This window comes from Desulfomicrobium orale DSM 12838 (genome assembly GCF_001553625.1).
In the GTDB taxonomy this organism is placed as follows: domain Bacteria; phylum Desulfobacterota; class Desulfovibrionia; order Desulfovibrionales; family Desulfomicrobiaceae; genus Desulfomicrobium; species Desulfomicrobium orale.
Genome location: NZ_CP014230.1, coordinates 1,413,260 through 1,437,921, shown reverse-complemented (window position 1 = coordinate 1,437,921; position 24,662 = coordinate 1,413,260). Strand labels below are relative to the sequence as shown.

Below are 24,662 nucleotides of genomic sequence, written 5' to 3'. Positions count from 1 at the left end.
TCGAAGGAGTACAGATGAGTCCGATCATCCCATTGGAACTTTCCGAAGCGGACATCGTGGAAGCCATGCGCGCCTTACAGGGCTATGTGGACATCACGCCCGGAGCGTTCCGCGAGATTTACCATTCCGCCTATACCCACGCCATGCAGCGGCTGCGCAACTCCATCCGGGCCGAGGACATCATGAGTTCACCCGCCCATTGCCTGGAATCCGGCCAGGATGCCGCGAGCGCCGCCAGATTTCTGGCGGAAAAAGGCATCAGCGGCGCGCCGGTGGTGGATGAAAAGGGAGTGGTGTGCGGGGTTATTTCGGAGAAAGATTTCCTGCGCCGCATGGGCCTCGCAAGCCATGTTTCCTTCATGCAGGTGGTGTCCCGCTGCCTGGGCACTTCCGAATGTCTGGTCTCGAAGATGCGCACCCTCAAGCTGGCGGAGCTCATGACCACCCCACCGGTCACGGCCGGAAAAGAGCTCACGGCGGCCGAGATATCCACCCTGCTCGCGGAAAAGTCCATCAATCGCCTGCCCATCTGCGACGCCGAAGGCCGGCCGGTAGGCATCGTGACCAGGACGGACCTGATCAGCGCCTTGTGCGTGTAGGGCTTATCCCTTGGAATATTTCAAAAAAATGCGCGGTACGACGCAAAGTCCTCCCCGCGTCGGAGCGGGAGAGATATTCTGGTCCTGGCTGGGAGCCATGCTGGGAATCGCCGCCGTGGGCCTGCTGCATGTCTGTGTTCTGGATGTCACCGGGCTGCCTCTGATGCTCGGCTCCTTCGGTGCCACGGCGGTGCTGGTGTATGGCGCGCCACTCAGCCCCTTGGCTCAGCCCAGAAACGTAGTGGGTGGGCATGTGCTTTCGGCGCTGGTGGGCGTCTCGGCTCAAATGGCGGCAGGGCAGTTTCCCTGGCTGGCCGGAGCCCTGGCCGTGGCCACGGCCATCGCGCTCATGCATCTGACAAAAACCCTGCATCCTCCGGGCGGAGCCACAGCCCTCATGGCGGTTCTGGGTGGAGATGCGGTCCACGATCTGGGCTATGCCTACGCCCTTCTGCCCGTGGGACTGGGCGCGGCGATCCTCGTGCTCATCGCCCTTGCGGTCAACAACATACCCAAAAACAGAAGCTATCCGGAGTTCTGGCTCTGAATCCACAAAGCCCGGCTGAAACGAAAAAAACCGGATCGGCGACGGGTTCCAGGCTTACCCATCCCTGCCAACCAGCCCGCGGACTGCGACAGCATCAGCCCTTCCTGCCGCAGCACTTCTTGTATTTCTGACCGCTGCCGCAGGGACAGAGGTCGTTTCTTCCCACCTTGGGCTCGGCCCGGCGCACGGTATCCGGTCTGGTTTCCGCTGGCTCCCCGCCGCCCGCGTATTTCACGTTTTCCTGCTCCTCGTGCCGGAGCTCCTCCTGACGGACCACCTCGACACGCAGATGCGTCAGGGCCTTCATGGTGTTTTCGCGGATGCGGAACAGCAGGTCCTCAAACAGCTCAAAGCCCTCGCGCTTGTATTCCTGCTTGGGATCGCGCTGGGCATAGCCGCGCAGGCCGATGCCCTCCTTCAGGTAATCCATCTGCAGCAGGTGGTCTTTCCAGTTGCGGTCCAGGGCATCCAGCAGGAAAAAACGCAGTATATCCTGATACTGGTCCGGAGCGGCCAGACGCAATTCGTCCAGAATGCCCAGAATGGCGGCGCGGGCGTCGTCCTTGTCCACGAAAACGCCGGACCCGCGGACCCGTTCCAGAGCGAAAATCTCGTCCAGCTTGGCCCGGACCATGGTCCGGAGCTCTTCCACCGGTTCGGCGTGATTCTTCTTGTTTTCCAAGGGCTCGTAAACGTCCATGAGCAGATCGTCCACGAACTCTTCCACCGTGGGCTGCATGTCCTCGGTGGTCATGAACTCGCGGCGCAGGGAGTAGATGACCTCACGCTGCTGGTTCATGACGTTGTCGTAGTCCAGAAGCTGTTTTCTGATCTCGAAGTTATGGCCTTCCACCCGCTTCTGAGCGTTCTCGATGGAGCGGGTGATGAGCGGATTCTCGATGGTCTGGCCGTCTTCGAGACCCAGCCGCTCCATGATTCCGGCAATGCGGTCGGAGCCGAAGATACGCATGAGCGTGTCATCCAGAGCCAGATAGAAGCGGGACGAGCCCGGATCACCCTGACGCCCGGCACGGCCGCGCAGCTGGTTGTCGATGCGCCGGCTCTCATGCCGCTCCGAACCCAGAATGTGCAGACCGCCCAGTTCGACGACGCCTTCACCCAGCACGATGTCCGTACCGCGCCCGGCCATGTTGGTGGCGATGGTGACCCGGCCTTTCTGCCCGGCCATGGCCACGATCTCGGCTTCCTTCTCGTGCTGCTTGGCGTTCAGCACTTCGTGGGGAATGCGCTGTTTCTTGAGCAGGGAGGAGATGTATTCGGATTTCTCGATGGACGTGGTGCCCACCAGCACGGGCTGCCCCTTGGCATGCAGGGCCTTGATCTCTTCCACGATGGCGTCGAATTTTTCCTTCTGGGTCTTCAGGATGACATCGGGAAAATCCTTGCGCATCATTTTCTTATTGGGCGGCGCCACGACGACTTCCAGACCGTAGATTTCCTGAAATTCCACGGCTTCCGTGTCGGCCGTGCCGGTCATACCGGACAGCTTTTCGTACATGCGGAAAAAATTCTGAAAGGTGATGGAGGCCAGGGTCTGGTTCTCGGCCTCGACCTTCACGCCTTCCTTGGCCTCCAGAGCCTGATGCAGACCGTCGCTGAAACGGCGGCCGGGCATGAGGCGACCCGTGAATTCATCCACGATGACCACCTGTCCGTCCTTGACGATGTAGTGGTCGTCCAGAGTAAACAGATAATGGGCGCGCAGGGCCTGCAGAATATGATGCTGAAGCGTGATGTTGGCCGGGTCGAAGAGATTGTCCACGTTCAGGATTTCTTCACAGCGCGCCACACCCTCGTCGGTCAGCGTCACGGTGCGGGCCTTCTCGTCGATGGCGAAATCCTGCTCCCGGACCAGTTTTGGAATGATGGCGTTGATCCGGCCGTAGAGAGTCGTGGATTTTTCGCCCGGCCCGGAAATGATGAGCGGCGTTCTGGCCTCGTCGATGAGGATGGAGTCCACTTCGTCCACGATGGCGTAATGCAGGGGGCGCTGCACCAGCTGATCGCGGTAGAATTTCATGTTGTCACGCAGGTAGTCGAAGCCGAATTCGTTGTTGGTGCCGTAGGTCACGTCGGCGGCATAGGCTTCCTGCCGTTCCGCATCGGTCAGACCGTGCACGATGACACCCACCGAAAGTCCCAGAAAGGAATACAGGCGGCCCATCCAGGCCGCGTCGCGGCGGGCCAGATAGTCGTTCACCGTGACCACGTGCACGCCCTTGCCGGACAGGGCGTTCAGAACCACGGGGAGGGTGGCCACCAGGGTCTTGCCCTCGCCGGTCTTCATTTCCGCGATCTTGCCCTGATGCAGGATCATGCCGCCCATGAGCTGCACATCGAAATGCCGCATGCCCAGGGCGCGTTTGCCCGCTTCGCGGGTCAGGGCGAAGACTTCGGGCAGCAGGTCGTTGAGACTGCGTCCCGAGGCCACCTCCTCTCGGAAGGCGGCTATGCGCGCCGGGAAGTCCGCATCGGCCAGGGCGGCCATCTCGTCTTCCAGCGCATTTATCCTGGCCACCACGGGCAGGAGTTTCTTCAGATACCTGTCATTTCTGGAACCGAATATTTTTTTGGTCAGATAACCGATCATATATGCTCCTGATGTACCGCCGGGGAATGGCCTTGCCGCTCCCGCCCGGGCGGTCTATGAAAAATTCCGGCAAGTTTCATAGGAAAGATTCTCTTCAAAGACAACCGACGAGGACGCACCATGCCGCACGAGGCCCTGCTTATCATCGACATGCAGAATGACTTCGCCATGCCCGGAGGAGCCTGCGAAGTGCCCGGAGCCCACGCCACCATCCCCGTCATCCGCCGGGTGCTGGCCAGATTCCGGGAAGCCGGGCGGCCCGTCTTTCATGTTGTGCGCGAATACCGGCCCGACGGTGTGGATGTGGAAAGCTCCCGGCTGGAGGCTCTGCGGAAGAAGCCCATGGTCGCACCCGGCAGCCCCGGAGCACGCATCGTGCCGGGGCTCGAACCCGTGGACGGGGAATACCGCGTGGTCAAACAGCGCTTCAGCGCCTTCATGTTCACGGAACTGGATCTGATGCTGCGCCGAAGGGGCGTCACCCGCCTGATCGTCACGGGCACGCAGCTTCCCTTCTGCCTGCGCGCCACCCTCTTCGACGGTCTGAGTCTGGGCTACGACATGGTCCTGCTCACGGACGCATCCTCTTCCCGCGCGCCGGAAATCCACGAAGCCAACATCCGGGATATCCGCGACGCGGGCATGACCTGCCTGACCGTAGATGAATATCTGAGCGGCCTGTAGCGGCCGGTTCCAGACACAAAACGGCACACGGCATCCGGCCGGACACGCACCCGCATGAAAAAAAGTCCGGCGGCAAGCACGCCCGCCCTAATATCTGTTCAGCTCCCGTTCCGTGTCCCGGTTCACGGCCCGCTGTTTCAGATCTTCGCGCCGGTCGTGGATTTTCTTGCCCTTGGCCAGAGCCAGCTCGATCTTGATCTTGCCGTCCTTGAAATACAGCTTGGTGGGCACCAGAGTCAGCCCTTTCTGTTCCATCTTGGCCTTCAGACCGGCAATTTCACGGCGATGCATGAGCAGCTTGCGTTCCCGGTCCGGATCGTGCTGGGCGTATCCCGCATTGGCGTACGGCGAAATGTGCACTCCGGACAGAAACGCCTCGCCGTCCGTGACCCGCGCGTAGCCGTCCATGAAATTGACGCGGCCCTCACGTAGGGACTTCACCTCGGAACCCGTGAGCACTATTCCGGCTTCAATGAACTCCAGAAGCTCGTAAAAATGGCGGGCCTTGCGGTTGGCCGCGATGATCTTGATTCCCGTGGGTCTGGCCATGAAAACACCCTCTTTCTATTCTTCCGCAAGGGAGGAATAGAACATGAGTTCTTCGGGAAAACGGCGGAAGATCATTTCCCGGACGAGCTTGTTGTTGCGGGCCACGGACTGGCTGGCCATGACCTGCTTCAGCAGTTCGTCGCACTCCTCCACGGAGGTCTGGCGGACAATGCGCTTGATGCCGGGGATGGCCTGCGGGCCGAGGCTTATGGAGTCCACCTGCATGCCCATGAGCACAGGCACGCAAAAGGGATCCCCGGCCATTTCCCCACACAGGCACACTTCGATTCCGGCGCGGTGGGCCGCGTCGACCACCCATTTCACGGACCTGACAACGGCCGGATGCAGCGGCTGATACAGATAGGACACATCCTTGTTGGTACGGTCGATGCCCAAGGAATACTGAATGAGGTCATTGGTCCCGATACTGAAGAAATCCACCTCGCGGGCCAGAAAGTCCGCCGTGATCACCGCGCTGGGCACCTCCACCATGATGCCCAGGGGCATGTCCTCGCGGAAGGGCGTGCCTTCGGCGAACAGCTCCCGCTGCACCTCGCGGTAGAACTTCTTCACCTCCACCAGTTCCTGCAGCCCGGAAATCATGGGAAACATGACGGACACGTTCCCGGCCACCCCGGCCCGCAAAATGGCCCGAAGCTGCGTTCTGAAGATCTCGCGATGCTTCAGACAGTAGCGGATGGCCCGAAGCCCCAGAGCGGGGTTTCCCTCGGGCACGTTCTGAGTGCGCATGAGCTTGTCCGCGCCCACATCCAGAGTGCGGATGACCAGCTTTCTGGGAAACACCAGAGAGGCCATGTCCACATAAATCTCGGTCAGTTCCCCCTCGGTGGGCATGTCCATCCGGTTCAGGTAGCTGTATTCCGACCGGTACAGGCCGATACCCTCGCCGCCGTTGTCGTTCACGGCCACGACTTCCTCGAGCAGCTCGATGTTGGCCAGCACCTGCATCCGGAAACCGTCGAGGGTTTCCGCCGGCAGATGGCAGGAGCGCATGATGGCGGCGTGATAGTTCTCGAACTGCGTCTGGAGCTCCGTGTAGCGGGCCAGCTCTTCCTCGTCCGGGTCCAGAATGACGCGCCCGTGAAAGCCGTCCAGAATGATGATCTCGCCTTCGGGATGTTCCCCGTCCAGGCCGTCCACGCCGACCACGGCCGGAATCCTCAGGGACCGGGCCAGGATGCCCGCATGGGAGGTTTTACCGCCCTGGGTCGTGGCGAAGGCCATGATCTTGTTGACGTCAAGCTCGATGGTGTCGGCCGGAGTGAGGTCATGGGCCAGGAGAATGGACCGGTGAGTAATGGCCCGTCCGTTTCCATCACCGCCGGCCAGTTTGCCCAGCACCCGTTCGGCCACCTGCCGCACATCCTGCATGCGCTGGCGCAGATAATCGTCGGCAATGGCCGCGAACACATCCTGCACGTCACTTACCGCCCGTTCCAGAGCCCATTCGGCGTTGATTCCAACGGCGACATGATCCAGAGCCCGCTGGCGGAACTTGCGGTCCTTCAGCATCATCAGATGCGAGGCGATTATGGCTGAATGGTCCTGAAGATCGTCTGGGACGCAGGACAGAGTATGTTCCAGTTCCCGGCAGGCGGCGTCGAAAGCGCGGTCGAGCCGGGCCGTTTCCACGGGGATGCCGACCTCGGGCACGGCGTGACGCTCAACACCCGAAAAATGATTTCTGTTCAGGCAGTAGGTCCGCCCGATGGCCACTCCCGCCGACACGGGGATGCCGAAGAAGATGCGCGAAGCCATCAGTTCTTCTCACCGAACATGTCCGCAAACAGATCGCTCAGAGCCCGTACCGCCTCTTTCGCATCCGGCCCCTGAGCCCGCAGGGTCAGCTCCGCGCCCTGCGGCGCGGCCAGGGCCAGGATATCCAGAATGGATTTGGCATCAGCCTCCCCATCTTTGGAATGAATGCTCACGGCGGACTCGTAGCGCTGGGCCTCCTGAGATATCTTTCCTGCGGGCCGGGCATGGATGCCCAGAGTGTTGCCGACCCGGATGATCTTTTCCTGTATTTCTTCCATACCGCTACCTTACATACCGACAAAAACAGAGATGCCGTCCCAGGGCGCCAGCAGAGCGCAGAAAAAAAGCACCATCAGCAGCATGATCCGGTCCCTTGTATGCCAGGAACTGGCCGCGGCCAGCAGACAGACTCCCAATGCCCAGACCAGTTGATGGAATCCGCCGGACGAAACGACCCGTAACAGAAAAATAGCTGTCAACACCCCATTGACCATCTTCAGGCGCTGCCCCCAGTCAATGAGATTCCAGGACTTCAGGCGCTGCAGAAAAGCAAGCCCCTGAGCATACCCTCTGGCAAAAGTGTATGCCTTGAAGATCTGCAGGCCCGCAAGGCAAACGGCCAGCCAACAGCCGAGCAGCCAGAGATGCCCCGTGACGGCCAGATTCACGCCCACCAGAGACCAGGTGACCAGAAAACTGCCTCCGAAAAAGGAATCCCCCAAGGCGGACAGCGTATACACCGTGGTGGAACGCAGGGCCGGCAGCACTTTGGGTGTCAGCAGGCCCTGCGCGATCTTCTTCTCCATGGACAAAAAAATGCCCGCCAGAAGGGGCGTCCAGAAGGGGTGGGTATTGTAATGCTTCAGATACCTGCCCCTGGCCCGCTGCAATGCGCCCGGATCGTGCCCGAACAGGGCCTGCAGAGCGGGGTCCATGATATAGGCCAGGCCCACGTTCTGCATGCCTTTGGTGTTGAATGTCGCGCCGACCAGATAAGTGCGCAGGAAAATACGCAGCAGGGTTCGGACATCCACGTTCTATTTCGCTCCCCGCTCCAACACGAGCGCATAGATGTCTTTGGCCGTCCAGCCTGTTGTCCGGCCGCGGATCGTCCGGGCCATGTCCCGCGGCGAAAGCCCCTGTCCGGCCATATCCCGGACCAGTCCTTCCACTTCCTCCCGGGACGATGCGGCGGCTCGCGGAGGGCCGATCACCACGGTCAGTTCGCCCCGCAAACCGTCAGACTCCGCAAGCGGTTCACCAAGGCGTCCGTTGATAAACTGCTCATGTTTCTTGGTCAATTCCCGGGCCAGACAAAAATCCCTCTCTCCGAGCACGCTCGCCGCCACCTCCAGAGCCCGGGCGACACGGTTCTTGCGCTCGAAGAATACCAAAGTGGCCTGAAGAGCTGCGTACTGCCGGAAAAGAGCCCGGATTTCGCCTTCCCGGCGTGGAAGAAATCCGAGAAAAACAAAAGGATAAGGTGGCAGGCCGCTGCCCATGAGGGCCGCGATGGGCGCGCAGGGGCCGGGCACAGGGGATACCGTCAGACCGCGTTCCCGGCAGGCGGCCACAAGCCGGTACCCGGGATCGGCGATGAGCGGCGTGCCCGCGTCGGACACCACCGCTGCGTCCGTTCCGGCCGCAAGCAAATCCAGCACCTCGCCCAGCCGTTCTTCTTCGTTGTGTTCGTGCAGACTGAGCAGGCGTTTGCCGGAAATGCCGGCCAGTTGCAGCAGCTGGCCGGTCCGCCGGGTGTCTTCGGACAGTACCACTCCGACCCGTTCCAGAGTTTCCCGCGCCCGGGGGGACAGGTCACCAAGGTTGCCAAGAGGCGTGGCCACTATCCAGACAGTCCCGCGCATCGATGACATCCTCCCAATGTTCCAGCTCCGCGCCGTCACGGCCGAGAACGACGGTTACCAGATCGAAACGGCACGGCCGCGACCACAATCCGTCCCGGCTCAGATACGCCGAGGCGGCCCGAGCCAGGCGGGCGGCCTTGGCCCGGCTCACGGCCTCTCCGGGCGTTCCGAAAACCGTGCCCGAACGGGTCTTGACCTCCACGAAGATCAGAAGCTCTCCACTCCGGCAGATGAGATCGATCTCTCCGGCCGCACAACGGAAATTCCTCTCCACCACCCGCATGCCCTTTTCGGTCAGGAATGCAGCGGCCAAATCCTCCCCGGTCTGTCCGGTCGTCAGATGCCGGGCAGGCATAATTCCTTTTCTGTACGGCCAGAGATCACACCGCGAAAACTCACCCGGTGCGCCGGGCTGGGCCCCAAACGGGCCAAAGCTTCAAAATGCCGCCGGGTGCCGTACCCTTTGTGCCTGCCCAAGTCATAGCCCGGATAGCGCGCGTCCATATGAAACATAAGCCGGTCCCGGAAAGTCTTGGCCAGGACCGAAGCGGCCGAAATACAGGAATACAGAGCATCACCGCCGATCACCGCCCTCTTGGGCGTGCCGGAAGGAAAAACCTGGTTGCCATCCACAAGAACAAAATCAGGACGCATGGACAAGACCTCTTCAGCTCTGGCCATGGCCCGGAGAGTCGCCTGAAGAATGTTGATCCGGTCGATTTCTCCGGGCCAGGAAAAACCCAAGGCCCAGGACAATGCCTGGGCCTTGATAATTTGTGCGAAATGCTCGCGGCGGGCAGGGGAAAGCTTTTTGGAATCCGTCAGACCAGGAAGCTCGAACCCGGAAGGCAGAATAACCGCGGCAGCCACTACCGGCCCGGCCAGACATCCTCGACCGGCTTCGTCCACCCCGGCCACCTGAGACCAACCAATGCCCTCCGGCAGGATCGCCACTACCAGGTTTTCTTGGCCTTGATACGGGCGGCCTTACCCTTGAGCCGACGGAGATAGTAAATGCGGCTCTGGCGCACAACGCCTTCAGAAACAACCTCGATATGGTCGATGGACGGAGAGTGCAGCGGGAAAATACGCTCCACGCCCACGCCGTCGGACATCTTGCGCACGATGAACGTGCTGTCCGTAGTGCCGCGCTTGCGCCGCAGGACAACACCCTGAAAAACCTGAATGCGCTCCTTCTCGCCCTCGACGATCCGGGCGTGCACCTTGATGGTATCCCCGGCCTTGAAGGCGGGGATGTCGGCACGCAGCTGTTCGCTGTTGATTTTCTCTATGATGTTCATTGATGCTCTCCTTTATCTGAGACGGCCGAAGCCGCCAAATATGGTCATATTTGCCGTACCAGTAAGTCCGGGCATCAGCCCGTGTCGCCAAGAAGCCGGTCCACCATGATGGAAGCCGCCGAGCGGACGGAAAGATGATTATACCCATCCAGAAAGCGTATGGCCCGCAAGGCCCCGTCAGCGGCGGCCAGCACTTCCCGCCCCAGCCCATGGCCCGTGCCCAGCACCAAAAGCACCGGAAACGCTTCGAGCCATTCCACGACCTGGCTGCAGGTCATATCTCCGGCCTTGGCGCTGGTGACCACCACCTTGGGCCGCAGTCCTGTCCGGGACTCGATGTCCGCGATAGCTTCCTCCAGAAGGCCGGTCACCCGCACCCGGCCCAGCGCGTCACTCCGGTCGGGATTGGCGGTGGCTCCGAAGCCGTCCTTCCAATGGCCGATCAATGTCCGGGCCATTTCCCGCTGATCGGCAAGGGGCGTACACAGATAGTAGCCGCCAAGTCCATAGGTACGCGAAACGCGCGCAATATCGTGGAGGTCCAGATTTGTCAAAGAGGTTGTAATGGTCTCTCCCCGCTTGTTCTCCACCGGATAGTGCACCAGAGCCACATACAGATTCCGCCCCGGGCGGACACGCTCGATGCTCCGCAGATGGCGGATATCCTGGTCGGTCAGAAGTGCGGTGTCCAGCATGTCCGGCCGCAGGGCCAGCGTGGCTTCCAGGCTTTTCTCCCGCCGCCAGACCGCGATCCGCCCATGGTGTCCCGAAGACAGCACTTCGGGCACAGCCAAGCCCTCGTATTCTTCGGGTCTGGTGTAGTGCGGGTATTCCAGCAGTCCGGAGCTGAAGCTCTCCTCGTCCGCGCTTTCGTCCCGGCCCATGAAGTCCGGCACCAGACGACTCACGGCCTCTATCAGACACAGAGCGCCGCTTTCTCCTCCGTTCAGGACGAAATCCCCCACGGAAACGGGCTCCACGGCGCACAGTTCCTCCAGCCGGGCGTCCACACCTTCGTAGCGCCCGCATAAAAGCGCCAGTTCCTCTTCCGCAGCCAGTTCCCTGGCCAGTTTCTGGGTCAGAGGACGGCCCTTGGGATTCAGCATGAGGATGCGCACCGACGGGGGCAGCGTTTCCAGAGCCCGGCGCAGCGGCTCCACGGCCATAACCATTCCCGGTCCGCCGCCGTAAGGGCGGTCATCCACATTATGGTGCTTGTCCGTGGAATAATGACGCGGATTGATGAACTGAAAGCTGATCAGCCCCTTGTCCACGGCTTTGGACAACAGACCGCAGGATAAGGGGGACTCGAAAAATTCCGGGAAAATACTGATGATGGAAAACCGCATGGCCGTCTGGTTCGCAGTGGATGAAACACCCGCTGTCTTCGGGTCTATCCGTTCTGATTCTGATACAGCTCGACCAGACCGTCGGGCGGGTCCACCCTGATCAGCCCCTGCCCCAGATCGATTTCCACCACGATCTCCTCCACTGCGGGCAGCAGGATTTCATTTCCTGCTTCGTCGCGTACGAACCAGATTTCCTGCCCCGCCATGTCCCGCATGTCTTCCAGTACGCCTATCCGGCAGCCGTCGGGGCGGACCACCGGCAGTCCCAGAATATCCTCGGGACAAAGTCCGTCTTCATCCGTGTCGGGCAGATCACGCTCGCGCACCAGGACCAGAGCCCCTCGCAACGTTTCGGCCTGATCCCTGCCCTGACAGCGGTCCACCAGTATCAACACGCGTTCCCGGTGCGGCCTCCAGGCCTCAAGAACACATGGTCTGGCTTTCTTGCCGGGAAGCTCCAGATAGACGCGTGAAATCCCCTCAAAGAGGAACGGGGAGCCCGCGTGGATTTCTACGCAAAGCTCCCCCCTGAGACCGTGAGGCTTGAGCACCCGGCCCACCTGCACCAGCCGGGCCGGCTCCCGGCGCGGACCGGACATGCTATTCCAGAATCTCCAGCACCAAGCGCTTCCCTGCTCCGGCCCTGGCCGCACTCAGCAAGGTACGCATGGCCCTGGCCGTACGGCCCTGCTTGCCGATGACCTTGCCCAGGTCCTCCTTGGCGACCTTGAGTTCGATCACAGCAGCCTGTTCGCCGGGAGTCTCGGTGACAAGCACCTCATCCGGGTCGTCCACCAGGGATCTGGCGATGTATTCAATCAGCTCCTTGGGCATGGGACACCTTCAGCGGATACGGCAAACACAGAAACCGCCGACGGAACTAACCGGCAAAGCCTGCCTGCTTGAGCAGGGAACGGACGGTATCCGAGGGGTGCGCGCCCCGCTCCATCCAGATCCTGATCTTTTCCTGATCGATCTTGATGTCGGCGGGCTTGGTCATGGGGTTGTAGTACCCGACATAATCGAGAGCCCGGCCGTCGCGGCGGGACTCGCTGTTCACGGCCACGATACGGTAGAACGGTTTCTTCTTGGAGCCCATGCGGGTCAGTCTGAGTTTCAAAGCCATGTGATATTCTCCCTGAACTGTAATGTATGGCGTATGGATCGTTACCCGATCCCCACCTATTTTTTCCTGCGTTGTTTCTTGGCCTTCTTGCGCTTTTCCCTGATCTTGGCCAGATCCGCGGCCGACCGGCCGACGGATGGAGCGGGCATGCCCCCCCCGGGCAGCCCTCCCGGCACGCGTGCGCCCTGGGGCATGGACGGCATCTTTCCTCCGGCCATTTTCTTCATCATCTTCTGCATCTGCTCGAAATTCTTGAGCAGCTGATTGAGCTCCGCCACGCTGTTGCCACTGCCCCGGGCAATACGCTCCTTGCGGCTCGTATTGATAATCTTCGGACTGCGCCGCTCCTCCATGGTCATGGAATTGATCATGGACTCGATCCGGGACAGCTCCTTCTCCGGCATCTGCACATCCTGCAGCTGTTTGCGGATCTGCCCCATGCCGGGAATGAGCTTCATGATGCCCTCGAGGGAACCAAGCTTTCTGATGCGACGCATCTGCGTGCGGAAGTCCTCAAGGTCGAACTCCGCCTTGCGGAATTTCTTCTCCAGGGCTTCGGCTTCCTTGGCATCAATGGTAGACTGCGCCTTCTCGATGAGTGTGAGCACATCGCCCATGCCCAGAATGCGGGAGGCAATGCGGTCCGGATGGAAAACCTCCATCTCGCTCAGCTTCTCGCCCATACCCACAAATTTGAGAGGCTTGCCCGTAATGGCCTTCACCGACAGGGCCGCGCCGCCGCGGGCGTCGCCGTCCATCTTGGTCAGCACCACGCCGGTGATGTCCAAGGCTTCGTCGAATTTCTCGGCCACGGTCACGGCGTCCTGACCCGTCATGGCGTCGGCCACGAACAGAATCTCATGTGGCCGGCATTTTTCTTTGATGCCGGCGAGTTCCTGCATCAAAGGCTCGTCGATATGCAGACGCCCGGCGGTGTCCAGCAGCACCACCGAGCAGCCTTTGAGCTCGGCTTCACGCAGGGCCGCGACGCAGATGTCCACCGGGTTCATCTCAACGGTGGACGGATAGACCGGAATGCCCAGCTCCGCGCCGAGCTTCTGCAACTGGTCGATAGCCGCCGGGCGGTACACGTCCGCCGGGACCAGATACGGCGTATATTTCTGGCGGCGCAGATACAGGGCCAGCTTGGCGGAGGATGTCGTCTTGCCCGAACCCTGCAACCCGGCCATCATGATCACGTAAGGCGGCTTGCCCTTGAATTCCAGAACGCTGCTTTCTCCGCCCAGAAGCTCGATCAGCTCTTCGTGAACGATCTTCACCACCTGCTGTCCGGGAGTGAGACTCGCCAGCACATTCTGTCCCAGAGCCCGTTCCCGGACCCGCTCGATGAACTCCTTGACCACCCTGAAATTGACGTCGGCTTCCAGAAGAGCCATGCGCACTTCGCGCAGACCTTCCTGAATGTTGTTCTCATCGAGGCGGCCGTGCCCGCGCAATTTTCTGAAGACCGATTCCAGCCGGTCGGACAAGCTGTCGAACATATGCGGAGTCCTGTGCAAAATAAAAGAAGTCACGCATAGGCAAATTGATATCAGGCGTCAAGGACGCCGCCCCGCTGACCTCTGATGGGCGATACCAGCCCAAGAAAATGAATGCAGAGAATGCGGGGACAACTCTGGCTCTCCGGGTTCCGACCGGCTCGCAAACCCAATAGAAAAGCCCATCCCATAAAAAACGCGCCCAAAAGGGCGCGTTCACAGCCGTCAAACCATCCAGAAGGAAGCAGCGTCAGGCCACCGCGTAGTAAACCTTGGGCGCGGAACCGCAGATGGGACAGTTTTCAGAGGGCTCGCCCTCGTGGATGTGTCCGCAGACGCCGCATACATGGTAGGTCACTTCGGGGAGATCGCCCATCATTTTGGCGGCCTTGGCGTAAAGGTTGGCATGACATTCCTCGGCCTTGTTGGCGAAAACGAAATAACGCTCCGCCGCCTTTTCTCCTTCGGCCTGGGCATCGGCGATCATATCCGGGTACATGGACTTGAACTCGTAGACTTCTCCGGCTTCGGCATCCTTCAGATTGGCGGCCGTATCTCCGACACCCTTCATCAGCCGCAGATGGGCATGGGCATGAATGGTTTCCGCTTCCGCCGCGGCCCGGAACAGCTTGGCCACTTGGCCCAATCCTTCGTCTTCCGCTTTTTTGGCGAATGCCAGATATTTACGGTTGGCTTGAGATTCTCCGGCAAAAGCAGCCTTCAGATTTTCAGTGGTCTTGCTCATGGGAATATTCCTCCTCCAAAATATTAATAGTAACTTTTCCTAAAAATGATATTTAAAGAAATCTTTCTCCCACGGCAAGAGAAATTTTATCCACTGTCGAACATTCCCGAAGAGCTCCACATTTCTGGTGAAAACAAGGCAAAAAAGCATTGCCTCCCAAGCTTTCCGCGATGCTTGACGGACAAGTTATCAATCGTTAACACGCGCTCCATGGCTAAACGCATGACCACTCTCGTCCGGCGCGAGCAAATTGCCGAAGCGGCCCTGACCCTCCTCTCCGAGCAGGGACTGGGCGGACTGACGGCCAGGAATCTGGCCAAGACCGTAGGACTGACCGCTCCCGCGCTGTACAGACATTTTCCCGGAGGCAAGGAGAACATTCTGGCCAGCATTCTGGATTTGCTGGAGGACATCAAAACGGCCGGACTCAAAGCAGCCCACGAAACACCGGGAACGGCCGTGGACAAGTTGCGGCATTTCTATGACCAGCAGATCAGCCTGATCCAGCGCTTCCGCGCTCTGCCCTGCCTTCTTCTGTCAGATACTCTGTGGATTGAATTTCCTTTACTCCGTGACCGTTTTCTGAAGAGCTACCATGCCCATCAACTTCAAGTGGAAGCCCTTGTCCGGCACGGACAGGAGGGAGGGGAAATCCGGACGGATATTGGCGCCAGTCAGATTTTCGCCCAGTTTTTTGGACAATTTCTGAGCGTCGCCGTTCTGCATTGCCGACAGGGAAATATGATTGATATCGAGGCCCAATCTAAGGCCAACTGGCAAATTTTTGTCCGGGGCATTCTGCCCTGATTTTTGAAAAATCCACCAAGGCACACCGTATGAAAAAAGTATTGTTGCTCATGCCTGTTCTGGCTCTGACCCTTGTGCACTTCGTATTCGATCGGCCGTCCAGCGCGGATCAAAACGCGGAGCAAGGAGCCTTACCGGAAGTCAACGTACTCGTTCTGAAGCCCACTTCAGTAACGCTGACCACCGAACTTCCTGGCAGGGCTTCCGCTTACCAGACTGCGGAAATCCGCCCGCAGGTCAGCGGCATCATTCAGAAGCGGGCTTTTACCGAAGGCACCGAGGTCAAGGCCGGTGAAGTGCTGTACCAAATAGACCCCGACACATACGACGTAGCCGTTGCGCGGTCCAAAGCGGCGCTGGCTTCGGCGCGGGCCAACCTCGAACCGTCCCGACTCAAGGCCAGCCGCTACCGGGAACTGGTCGCTTCCAAAGCCGTCAGCCAGCAGGACTTCGACGACGCACAGGCAGCCCTGGCTCTGGCCCAGGCCCAGGTGGCCCAGGCTCAGGCGGAACTGGACGCGGCCCGCATCGACCTGCGGCGGACCAAAGTCACATCACCCATCTCCGGGCGCATCGGACGCTCCAGCGTCACTCCCGGAGCCCTGGTCACGGCGAATCAGGCGCAAGCCATGGCCGTGGTGCAGCAGCTCGATCCCGTATTCGTGGACCTGACCCAGTCCAGCACGGAACTCATGCGCCTGAAAAGATCTCTGGAGAGCGGCCAGGTACAGTCCGCGAACGCGGCGGCAGCACAGGTTCGCCTCACTCTGGAGGACGGAACTCCCTACCCACAGAACGGCACTCTGAAACTCGCCGAAGCCAGCGTCGATCCCGGCACCGGGGCAGTGACCATTCGTGTGGAAGTGCCCAATCCCGGACGCGATCTCCTGCCGGGCATGTTTCTGCGCGCCGTGATCACGGAAGGTACGCTGGATGGGGTCATTCTCGTACCCCAGAATGCCGTGACCCGCGATGCCAGGGGGCAGGCCCAGGTGCTTCTGATGGATGCCCAGGACACCATTGCCGCTCGTCCCGTTGTTCTGGACAGAGCCGTCGAAGGCAACTGGATTGTGCGGGAGGGGTTGTCCAGCGGCGACAGAGTCGTCGTTTCCGGCGCGCAGAGAGTGCGCCCCGGTGTGAAGGTGCGTATTGCTCCAGAGCAATAAGAGGTTAAAATGTCACATTTTTTTATTGACCGTCCCATTTTCGCGTGGGTCCTGGCCATCGTGGTCATGCTCGCGGGCGTGCTGTCCATCGCCACATTGCCCATAGCCCAGTATCCCACCATCGCGCCGCCGGCTGTACGGATTTCCGCCGTGTACCCCGGCGCCTCGGCCAAAACCGTGGAAGACTCCGTGACCCAGGTCATCGAGCAGAAGATGAAAGGACTCGATGGGCTGGCCTACATGTCCTCCACCAGCGAAGCTACCGGCGCCTCTTCCATTACACTGACCTTTGACAGCAAGGTGAACCCGGATATCGCCCAGGTCCAGGTGCAGAACAAACTGCAGCTGGCCACGGCTCTGCTCCCCCAGGAGGTGCAGGCCCAGGGCATTTCGGTCACCAAGGCGGCCATGAATTTCATGGCCGTCATCGGTTTCGTGTCCGAGGACGGCTCCATGACCAACGTGCAGCTGGCAGACTACGTGGCCGCCCATGTGCAGGACGGACTGAGCCGCGTGGACGGCGTGGGCGAGGTCACCCTCTTCGGCTCCCAGAACGCCATGCGCGTGTGGCTCGATCCCGACAAACTGATGTCCTACGGTCTGACTCCGGCTAATGTGCGTTCGGCCATACGAGCCCAGAATGTCCAGATATCCGCCGGCCAGCTGGGCGGTCTGCCTTCCGTGGAAAGCCAGCGCATCAACTTCACGGTCATCGTGCAAGAGCGCCTCCAGACGCCCGAGGAATTCAAAAACATCCTGCTCCGCGTGGGAGCCGACGGCGCAGCCGTGCGTCTGGGCGATGTGGCCAGGGTGGAACTGGGCGCGGAAAGCGCGGCTGTCCTGTCCCGCTACAACGGCCAGCCCTCTGCGGCCCTGGCCGTCCGCCTCGCCACTGGAGCCAACGCCCTGACCACGATTCAGGGCGTCTGGGCATATATCGATTCCATCAAGGGAGCCTTTCCGGAAGGACTGAAAGTCGTTGATCCTTACGACACCACTCCGTTCGTCCGAATTTCCATCAAAGGTGTGGTCACGACCCTGCTCGAAGCGGTTCTGCTGGTTTTTCTGGTCATGTTTCTTTTTCTGCAGAACTTCCGGGCCACGCTCATTCCGACCATCACCGTCCCGGTGGTCCTGCTCGGCACCTTCGCCGTGCTGGCTGCCTTCGGTTATTCCATCAATACCCTGACCATGTTCGGCATGGTTCTGGCCATCGGCCTGCTGGTCGATGACGCCATCGTCGTGGTGGAAAACGTGGAGCGGATCATGCATGAGGACGGCCTTTCGCCCAGAGAAGCCACCAGACTGTCCATGACCCAGATTTCCGGGGCGCTGGTCGGCGTGGGTTTGGTCCTTTCGGCGGTTTTCCTGCCCATGGCCTTTTTCGGCGGCGCGACAGGCGTCATCTACCGCCAGTTTTCCATCACCGTGGCCTCGGCCATGATACTGTCCGTGCTGGTGGCCCTGATTCTCACACCGGCTCTGTGCGCCACCATGCTCAAACCTGCCAGCCACACTCAGCGGCGCAGGGGATTTTTCGCCTGGTTCAACCGCTTTTTCGAGCGTCTGACCTCCGGATACCAGGGTCTGGTCGGCCGTCTGGTCCGCCGCTGGGGACGCTCCATGCTGGCCTACATGCTGATCGTGGCCGGCATGGCCTTTCTGATACTGCGCCTGCCCACAGGTTTTCTGCCCGAGGAGGACCAGGGCATTCTTTTCGTACAGGTCCAGATGCCCACGGGCGCCACCCAGCCGCAGACGCTGGAAGTGATCGAACGCGTGGAACGCTACTTTCTGGAGAAAGAAAAAAGTGGCGTGGCATCCGTACTGAGTGTGGTCGGATTCAGTTTCAGCGGTCAGGGACAGAATATGGCCATGACCTTTGTACGTCTGAAGGACTGGGATTCCCGGAAAAGCCCGGACCTGAGGGCTCAGGCCATCGGCGCAAGGGCCATGGGCGAATTCGCCCGGTATCAGGACGGGCTCGTCTACGCTTTCGTGCCACCCGCCGTAATGGAGCTGGGCAATGCCCTCGGATTCGACTTCGAATTGCAGGACATGGCCGGCCTGGGGCACGAGAAACTCATGGCCGCACGCAATCAGCTGCTGGGCATGGCGGCTCAGCATCCCAATCTGACCGGAGTCCGGCCCAACGGCCTGGAAGACACGCCCCAGTACCGCATCGATATCGATTGGGAAAAGGTGGGCGCGCTGGGTGTGGCCGTTTCCGATGTGACCGATGTGGTCTCCACGGCCTGGGGCAGTTCCTATGTAAACGACTTTATGGACCAGGGACGCATCAAGAAAGTGATCATGCAGGGCGACGCGCCTTTCCGCATGATGCCCGAAGATCTGCGTTTGTGGCATGTACGCAACAGCGACGGGCAGATGGTGCCCATGTCGAGCATGGCCTCCTCCCGCTGGACCATGGGCTCGCCGCGCCTGGAACGCTACAACGGTATGCCTGCCAGAGAGATTCTGGGCGCTCCCGCGCCGGGCAAAAGTACCGGACAGGCCATGGCCGCCATGGAGGAACTGGCGGGTCAACTGGAGGAAGGCATCGGCTATTCCTGGACCGGCCTGTCCTATCAGGAACGCCAGGCCGGGGCGCAAACGCTGCTCCTCTACAGCCTGTCCATTCTGGTCGTCTTTCTGTCCCTGGCCGCTCTATATGAAAGCTGGGGGCTGCCCGCCTCCGTCATCATGGTCATTCCCCTGGGCGTGGTCGGCGCTCTGGCCGCCGTGACCCTGCGCGGATTCAACAACGACGTTTATTTCCAGGTGGGACTTCTAACCACCATCGGTCTGGCGGCCAAAAACGCCATTCTCATCGTGGAATTCGCCAAGAGCCTGCACGAGTCCGGCATGGAACTGGTTCCCGCCGTGGTGGAAGCGGCGCGGCAACGGCTGCGCCCCATCATCATGACCTCCCTCGCTTTCGGACTGGGCGTGTTGCCTCTGGCCATCAGTTCCGGAGCGGGTTCCGGAGGCCAGAACGCCATCGGCACGGGTGTCATCGGCGGCACCATCGCATCCACCATCCTCGGTTCGTTGCTGGTGCCTGTTTTCTTCGTCCTGGTGGTCCGGCTGAGCACATCCCGCAGAAAGACCGCCTCAAACACACGCATCATCCCCGGAGGCCGTCCATGCGAGGACTGATCTCTTCTCTGGTGTTCGTCATTTTCATGGGCTGCTCCATGGCTCCCAAGCGGGAGCTCCCGGCCATGCCCGTGCCCGGATTCTGGCCGGATTCGTCCGCGCCCTCGACGGACGCGGAGGCGCTCCAATGGAGAACGGCCTTTCCCGATCCGGCCCTGCAAAAACTCATCACCACCGCCCTGGAGGAAAACCGGGATCTGCGCCAGGCCGTCCTGTCCCTGGAAAAAGCAAGAGCCCAGCTGGGCATTGTCCGAGCCGACCGCTGGCCCAATATAGACGCCACAGGGCAGCATTCCGTGCAGCGCACGCCAGCGGACATCAATCGCGGCGAGGCGGGAATCAGCCGGCAGTGGAGCGTGGGACTCGGCGTGACGTCTTTCGAGCTGGACCTCTTCGGACGCGTAAAAAGTCTGGAAGACGCGGCACTGGAAGAATATCTCGCCACGGAAGAAGCGCGGCGGTCCGTGCATATGAGCCTCGTGTCCCAGATCGCGCAGGGCTACCTGACGCTGGCCGGGGATCGCGAGGCCCTGGCCCTGGCCAGAAAGACCATGAAAAGCCGTGAGGATACTCTGGGGCTCATCCGGGCGCAGGTGGAGAACGGGCTGGCCACGGAACTGCAACGCCACCAGGCCGAGGAGGCCGTGGCCGTGGCCCAGTCCGAGGCGGCGCGTCTGACCGCCCAAGTGGATATGGACCGCAACGCCCTGTCCCTGCTCACCGGAGTCCCGGTCTCGCGTCTGGCGCTGCCCGCTCATTCCCTGAATGAAATCATCATGGAAGACGCTCCTCCGGCCGGACTTTCCTCAGAACTTCTGACCCGGCGGCCGGACATTCTGGAGGCGGAGCACCGGCTCTGGGCCGCCGGAGCCCGGATCGGAGCGGCCAGGGCCGCCTTCTTTCCCCGCATCACCCTGACGACCACGGCCGGGCTGAGCAGCCTGGAACTGACAGATCTGTTCGACATCTCACAGCGCACCTGGACTTTCGTGCCCAGCCTTCGCCTGCCGATTTTCGATGCGGGACGGAACAGGGCCAATCTGGCGGCCGCCGAGGCCGAGCAGAAAATCCGTGTGGCCGCATACGAGAAAGCCATCCAGACAGCTTTCCGGGAAGTGGCGGACGCTCTGGCCAAAAACAAGGGCTTCGCCGGACAGGTGCAGGCCCAGACGCGGCGGGTAGCCAGCGCCGGGCAGAGCCGGATTCTGGTGGAGCAGCGTAATCAGGTCGGGCTGGAAAGCCTGTTTGCAGTATATGACGCCGAACGCACCCTGTTTTCAGCCCGGATGGACCTGCTGCGGGTCCGCCTGGGACAGAAGCTCGCTGTGGTGGAATTGTTCTCCGCCCTGGGCGGCGGATGGGAAGAAGGAGGGGCGGACGGCCAGGCGGCCGCGGAGGTCACTGAAACACGCCAGTGACGGGTTAGCCCGGACATCCGGCGGGCAGGACCAACGCGATTTGAACTTGCTTCGCTTTTGCCTTTTGAAATGCCTCACTTCCGGCTTTTCAGCGCCTCGCCGTCACAAGCGGGGCGCGGCTATTTCGGGCTCTGGAATGCAGGCAGGTGTGGCTGCATCGGCGCACACAATCCGCATAGGGGGGGCAGCACCCCATACAGGCGGAATTCAGACCGTGGGCGCAGGCAAAATACGCACAGGCCTCCTTCTTGTTGGAAATCATGTCGAGGAGAATGTAAAAATGCGCGGCCAGAAGGCCGCGCACAAATTCTATCATTCATGGTCAAATCTTATGTCATGATGATCATAACTCTGAAAGCTGAATCCCAGGGGGCTGCCCACGAACAGAGTAAACTTGAAATCTCTTTTGGCGTAAAAGCCGTCAGCGCTGATGCCCAAATTGACCCGCCCCCCATCCGCGGTTGGATACGGCTTCTTTGTAAAAAAACCCGGGAGTAGACGGGTTTCCATTGAATACGGTTCCAACGTAAGCTCTCCAACAATTACCGAGTCTCCAGAATTGTATGTCCGGATTACGACATCAATCGGGTCGGTCCCCGTATTGGACAAGGCCAAGCCGGACCACCAATCGCCTCCATGTACGGCATAGGGGACTTCTATTGAAAAGCTCTCCGCAAAAGCAGAACCGGCACAAAAAAGTACAGAGATTCCTGCTAGAAAAACCAACATCTTTTTCATCCATCGCATAGACACTTCTCCCTGCGGCCTCTGTACCGCCTTTACAGGTTAATGAAAAAACCTTTTAAATCAAATAGATCATACCTCCAATCGTATTGTCTGGCTATACTTTTTTATCATTCTGCCTCAAACGCAAAAGCCTTTCCGTGGTAAGCGGAAAGGCTTTTTGGCAACGTATCCGGAGGATGCGGATCAGTTCAAAGATTGCGCGTGGCTCGCCGCGGGCCAGATTTCATCGATAGTTTCCACGGTCCGGATGGTGATCCGCCTGCGTAGATCCTTGGGGATTTCATCCAGATCGTGGGCGTTCTTGGCGGGCAGGAATACCCGGCTCACGCCGTGGCTGACAGCCGCCAGAATTTTCTCCTTGATGCCGCCCACGGGCATGACCCGGCCGCGCAGGGTGATTTCTCCGGTCATGGCCACATCCGAGGCCACGGGCTGGCCGGTCAGGGCCGACATGAGAGCCGTAACCAGAGTCACTCCGGCGGAAGGGCCATCCTTGGGCGTGGCCCCGGCCGGAACGTGAATATGAATGTCGCGGGTGTCGAAAAAATCCTCACCCAGATTCAGCCCGGCGCTCTTGCCCCGTGCATAGCTCAGGGCGGCCTGGGCGCTTTCCTTCATCACGTCGCCCAGCTTGCCGGTCAGAATGAGCTTGCCCTTGCCCGGCAGCAGACTGCATTCAATATGCAGGATCTCCCCGCCGTACGGCGTCCAGGCCAATCCCAGAGCCACGCCCGGCGGAAGGGCCTTTTCGCGCTCCTCATCCATGAATCTGGGCTGTCCCAGCAGCCTGGTCAGGGCCTGGCCGGTCACCCGGAACGGCCCGCTCTTTCCTTCCGCCACCTTGCGCGCGTACTTGCGGCAGATGGAGCCGATCTCCCGCTCCAGATTGCGCAGACCCGCCTCCCGCGTGTAACCGCGGATGATCTCGGCCAGGATGGCATCGGAGATGATCAGGGTGTCCTCCGTCAGCCCGTTCTCTTTGACCTGACGGGTCAGGAGATAGCGGCGGGCGATGGCGATTTTTTCCTGCTCCGTATAGCCGGGGATGCGGATGACCTCCATGCGGTCCAGCAGGGCTGCGGGAATGGTGTCCAGCATGTTGGCCGTGCAGATGAACATGACCCTGGACAGATCGTAGGGTACGTTCAGGTAGTGGTCCGTAAAGGAATTGTTCTGCTCCGGGTCCAGCACTTCCAGCAGGGCCGAAGACGGATCGCCCCGGAAATCGCTGCCGAGTTTGTCGATTTCATCCAGCATGATGACCGGATTGACCGTTCCGGCATCCTTCATGGACTGGATGATCCGGCCGGGCATGGCTCCGATGTAGGTCCGGCGGTGCCCCCGGATTTCGGCCTCGTCCCGCATTCCGCCCAGAGACATGCGCGCGAACTTGCGGCCCAGAGCCCTGGCGATGGATTTGCCAAGAGATGTCTTGCCCACGCCCGGAGGCCCCACGAAACACAGAATGGGGCCTTTCATGCCGGGATTCAGTTTGCGCACGCTCAGATATTCCAGAATGCGCTCCTTGACCTTCTCCAGATTGTAGTGGTCCTCGTTCAGGATGCGGGCCGCCTCCTTGATATCCAGGCGGTCTCTGGAACTCTTCTTCCAGGGCAGATCGATGATCCAGTCCAGATAGGTACGCAAAATGGTGGACTCGGAACTGTCCGGATGCATGGATTCCAGCCGCGACAACTGCTTGTCGGCTTCCTTCCTGACCTTTTTGGGCAGCCCGATGGAGTTCAGTGCGCTTCTGAGCTCCTCGAATTCCTCGCTTTCTCCGCCCTTGTCGCCCAGTTCCCGGCGGATGGCCTTGAGCTGCTCGCGCAGGAAATACTCGCGCTGAGCCTTGTCCATGCCTTCCTTGGCCATGGACTGGATCTTGGCCTGCATGGCCGCCACTTCCACCTCGTTGGCCAGCTGGGCGTTGACCAGGCCGAGCCGTTCGATGGGATCGAGACTTTCCAGAATGCGCTGGGCTTCGGAAGATTTCATGCGCAGGTTGGAAGCCACCAGATCCGCTAGGCGGCCGTGCTCGTTCACGGTATTCAGCACGCCCATGATTTCCCCGGCGTCGATACCGCGCAGAGTCAGAATCTTCTCGCTCTGTTCCTTCACCGAACGCAGCAGGGCCTCCTCGGCCGGGCCGGGATTTTCCAGCACCAGTTCGCTGATGGGCTCCACACGCACCTTGCCAAAGGGCGCATGCTGCACGAATTCCGTGATGCGGGCGCGGGTCAGCCCCTGCACCAGCACTTTCAGGCGGCCGTCGGGCATTTTCAGCATGCGCATGATCATGGCCACGGTGCCGATCTCATACAGGTCGCCGGGCTCCGGATTCTCGACACTTTCATCCTTCTGGGTGCAGATGAGGATGTAGCGGTTGCTGTTCAGAGCCGCGTCCACCGCCTGCACGCTTTTTTCCCGGCCCACGAACAGGGGCAGAATCATATAATTGAACACGACTATGTCGCGCACGGCCAGAAGCGGCATGACCGTGGGGATTTCCGCTTCCTGCGTGTTGTTTTCCGCACCGGCCGTTTCCTTTTCTTCTGTTTCCGGCGTCAGGGGCGTTTCATCGCTCATGAGAGCCTCCTCGTGTGGTATGTCCGCGCATATCGGAGGCGCGGAGCAAAAAGCTGCGCCCCCATATAAGGCCGTTTCCAGTCCAGGCAAGGGAAAGAGCCCGCAAGAGATATGTTTTCCGGTTC

General features: G+C 60.4%; 24 protein-coding genes. 7 read left to right on the top strand and 17 right to left on the bottom strand.

The window, feature by feature from the left end; all coding sequences use genetic code 11:
• The first annotated feature begins 14 nt into the window (after nucleotides 1-14).
• Nucleotides 15-599, top strand: a complete 585-nt coding sequence (locus tag AXF15_RS06540; protein WP_066604993.1) for a CBS domain-containing protein — start codon at nucleotides 15-17, stop codon at nucleotides 597-599.
• A gap of 28 nt (nucleotides 600-627) precedes the next feature.
• Nucleotides 628-1,146, top strand: coding sequence for an HPP family protein (locus AXF15_RS06535; RefSeq protein WP_211258958.1), 519 nt, complete (start codon nucleotides 628-630; stop codon nucleotides 1,144-1,146).
• A gap of 94 nt (nucleotides 1,147-1,240) precedes the next feature.
• Here the strand turns inward: AXF15_RS06535 and secA are convergent, their stop codons facing one another.
• Nucleotides 1,241-3,757, bottom strand: a complete 2,517-nt coding sequence (gene secA, locus AXF15_RS06530) for a preprotein translocase subunit SecA (RefSeq protein WP_066604988.1) — start codon at nucleotides 3,755-3,757, stop codon at nucleotides 1,241-1,243.
• 120 nt (nucleotides 3,758-3,877) lie between these two features.
• Between secA and AXF15_RS06525 the strand changes: the two genes are divergently transcribed.
• A complete protein-coding gene (locus AXF15_RS06525) occupies nucleotides 3,878-4,441 on the top strand; it encodes a cysteine hydrolase family protein (protein ID WP_066604980.1) in 564 nt (187 codons plus the stop codon).
• 87 nt (nucleotides 4,442-4,528) lie between these two features.
• Here the strand turns inward: AXF15_RS06525 and smpB are convergent, their stop codons facing one another.
• The 14 genes from smpB to AXF15_RS06455 all read right to left on the bottom strand — a co-directional run bounded on the left by smpB (nucleotide 4,529) and on the right by AXF15_RS06455 (nucleotide 14,654).
• A complete protein-coding gene (smpB, locus tag AXF15_RS06520) occupies nucleotides 4,529-4,990 on the bottom strand; it encodes an SsrA-binding protein SmpB (RefSeq protein ID WP_066604977.1) in 462 nt (153 codons plus the stop codon).
• 15 nt (nucleotides 4,991-5,005) lie between these two features.
• On the bottom strand, nucleotides 5,006-6,769 hold the full coding sequence (ptsP, locus tag AXF15_RS06515) for a phosphoenolpyruvate--protein phosphotransferase (RefSeq protein ID WP_066604974.1): 1,764 nt from the start codon (nucleotides 6,767-6,769) through the stop codon (nucleotides 5,006-5,008).
• Complete coding sequence (locus AXF15_RS06510) at nucleotides 6,769-7,047, bottom strand: HPr family phosphocarrier protein (RefSeq protein WP_066604965.1); 279 nt, start codon at nucleotides 7,045-7,047, stop codon at nucleotides 6,769-6,771. Before AXF15_RS06510 ends, ptsP begins: the two co-directional genes overlap by 1 nt.
• 9 nt (nucleotides 7,048-7,056) lie before the next feature.
• A complete protein-coding gene (locus AXF15_RS06505; RefSeq protein WP_066604956.1) occupies nucleotides 7,057-7,803 on the bottom strand; it encodes a PTS system mannose/fructose/sorbose family transporter subunit IID in 747 nt (248 codons plus the stop codon).
• A gap of 3 nt (nucleotides 7,804-7,806) precedes the next feature.
• Nucleotides 7,807-8,643, bottom strand: coding sequence for a 16S rRNA (cytidine(1402)-2'-O)-methyltransferase (gene rsmI, locus AXF15_RS06500; protein WP_066604954.1), 837 nt, complete (start codon nucleotides 8,641-8,643; stop codon nucleotides 7,807-7,809).
• Nucleotides 8,585-8,989: a YraN family protein gene (locus AXF15_RS06495; protein ID WP_066604951.1), complete on the bottom strand. Its 405-nt coding sequence runs from the start codon at nucleotides 8,987-8,989 to the stop codon at nucleotides 8,585-8,587. The genes rsmI and AXF15_RS06495 overlap by 59 nt, the downstream gene beginning before the upstream one ends.
• Complete coding sequence (locus AXF15_RS06490) at nucleotides 8,971-9,588, bottom strand: ribonuclease HII (RefSeq protein WP_066604950.1); 618 nt, start codon at nucleotides 9,586-9,588, stop codon at nucleotides 8,971-8,973. The genes AXF15_RS06495 and AXF15_RS06490 overlap by 19 nt, the downstream gene beginning before the upstream one ends.
• Complete coding sequence (gene rplS / locus AXF15_RS06485; RefSeq protein ID WP_066604948.1) at nucleotides 9,588-9,935, bottom strand: 50S ribosomal protein L19; 348 nt, start codon at nucleotides 9,933-9,935, stop codon at nucleotides 9,588-9,590. Before rplS ends, AXF15_RS06490 begins: the two co-directional genes overlap by 1 nt.
• A gap of 74 nt (nucleotides 9,936-10,009) precedes the next feature.
• Nucleotides 10,010-11,284 (bottom strand): tRNA (guanosine(37)-N1)-methyltransferase TrmD, encoded by a 1,275-nt coding sequence (gene trmD, locus AXF15_RS06480; protein ID WP_066604946.1) that lies wholly within the window; start codon nucleotides 11,282-11,284, stop codon nucleotides 10,010-10,012.
• A 44-nt stretch (nucleotides 11,285-11,328) separates the two neighbouring features.
• Nucleotides 11,329-11,883: a ribosome maturation factor RimM gene (rimM, locus tag AXF15_RS06475; RefSeq protein WP_083517907.1), complete on the bottom strand. Its 555-nt coding sequence runs from the start codon at nucleotides 11,881-11,883 to the stop codon at nucleotides 11,329-11,331.
• Nucleotide 11,884: 1 nt separating this feature from the next.
• Nucleotides 11,885-12,118, bottom strand: coding sequence for a KH domain-containing protein (locus AXF15_RS06470; protein WP_066604943.1), 234 nt, complete (start codon nucleotides 12,116-12,118; stop codon nucleotides 11,885-11,887).
• Between the two features lie 46 nt (nucleotides 12,119-12,164).
• Nucleotides 12,165-12,410 carry a 30S ribosomal protein S16 gene (rpsP, locus tag AXF15_RS06465; protein ID WP_066604940.1) on the bottom strand — a complete coding sequence of 82 codons (246 nt, stop codon included), beginning with the start codon at nucleotides 12,408-12,410 and terminating at the stop codon, nucleotides 12,165-12,167.
• 56 nt (nucleotides 12,411-12,466) lie between these two features.
• A complete protein-coding gene (gene ffh / locus AXF15_RS06460) occupies nucleotides 12,467-13,912 on the bottom strand; it encodes a signal recognition particle protein (RefSeq protein ID WP_066604937.1) in 1,446 nt (481 codons plus the stop codon).
• A gap of 247 nt (nucleotides 13,913-14,159) precedes the next feature.
• Nucleotides 14,160-14,654 carry a rubrerythrin family protein gene (locus tag AXF15_RS06455; RefSeq protein WP_066604935.1) on the bottom strand — a complete coding sequence of 165 codons (495 nt, stop codon included), beginning with the start codon at nucleotides 14,652-14,654 and terminating at the stop codon, nucleotides 14,160-14,162.
• Nucleotides 14,655-14,876: 222 nt separating this feature from the next.
• On the opposite strand from AXF15_RS06455, the gene AXF15_RS06450 reads away from it, so the two are divergent.
• From AXF15_RS06450 to AXF15_RS06435, 4 genes are read left to right on the top strand one after another with little or no spacing between them, the layout of a single operon-like run.
• Nucleotides 14,877-15,461 carry a TetR/AcrR family transcriptional regulator gene (locus AXF15_RS06450; RefSeq protein ID WP_169793615.1) on the top strand — a complete coding sequence of 195 codons (585 nt, stop codon included), beginning with the start codon at nucleotides 14,877-14,879 and terminating at the stop codon, nucleotides 15,459-15,461.
• Between the two features lie 29 nt (nucleotides 15,462-15,490).
• A complete protein-coding gene (locus AXF15_RS06445) occupies nucleotides 15,491-16,627 on the top strand; it encodes an efflux RND transporter periplasmic adaptor subunit (RefSeq protein WP_066604932.1) in 1,137 nt (378 codons plus the stop codon).
• A gap of 9 nt (nucleotides 16,628-16,636) precedes the next feature.
• Nucleotides 16,637-19,786 (top strand): efflux RND transporter permease subunit, encoded by a 3,150-nt coding sequence (locus AXF15_RS06440; protein WP_066604930.1) that lies wholly within the window; start codon nucleotides 16,637-16,639, stop codon nucleotides 19,784-19,786.
• Nucleotides 19,774-21,204, top strand: coding sequence for an efflux transporter outer membrane subunit (locus tag AXF15_RS06435; protein ID WP_066604927.1), 1,431 nt, complete (start codon nucleotides 19,774-19,776; stop codon nucleotides 21,202-21,204). The genes AXF15_RS06440 and AXF15_RS06435 overlap by 13 nt, the downstream gene beginning before the upstream one ends.
• A gap of 312 nt (nucleotides 21,205-21,516) precedes the next feature.
• Here AXF15_RS06435 and AXF15_RS06425 read toward each other — a convergent pair whose 3' ends face one another.
• A complete protein-coding gene (locus tag AXF15_RS06425) occupies nucleotides 21,517-21,951 on the bottom strand; it encodes a hypothetical protein (protein WP_066604922.1) in 435 nt (144 codons plus the stop codon).
• 183 nt (nucleotides 21,952-22,134) lie between these two features.
• Nucleotides 22,135-24,537, bottom strand: a complete 2,403-nt coding sequence (gene lon / locus AXF15_RS06420; protein ID WP_066604920.1) for an endopeptidase La — start codon at nucleotides 24,535-24,537, stop codon at nucleotides 22,135-22,137.
• Nucleotides 24,538-24,662 lie beyond the last annotated feature (125 nt).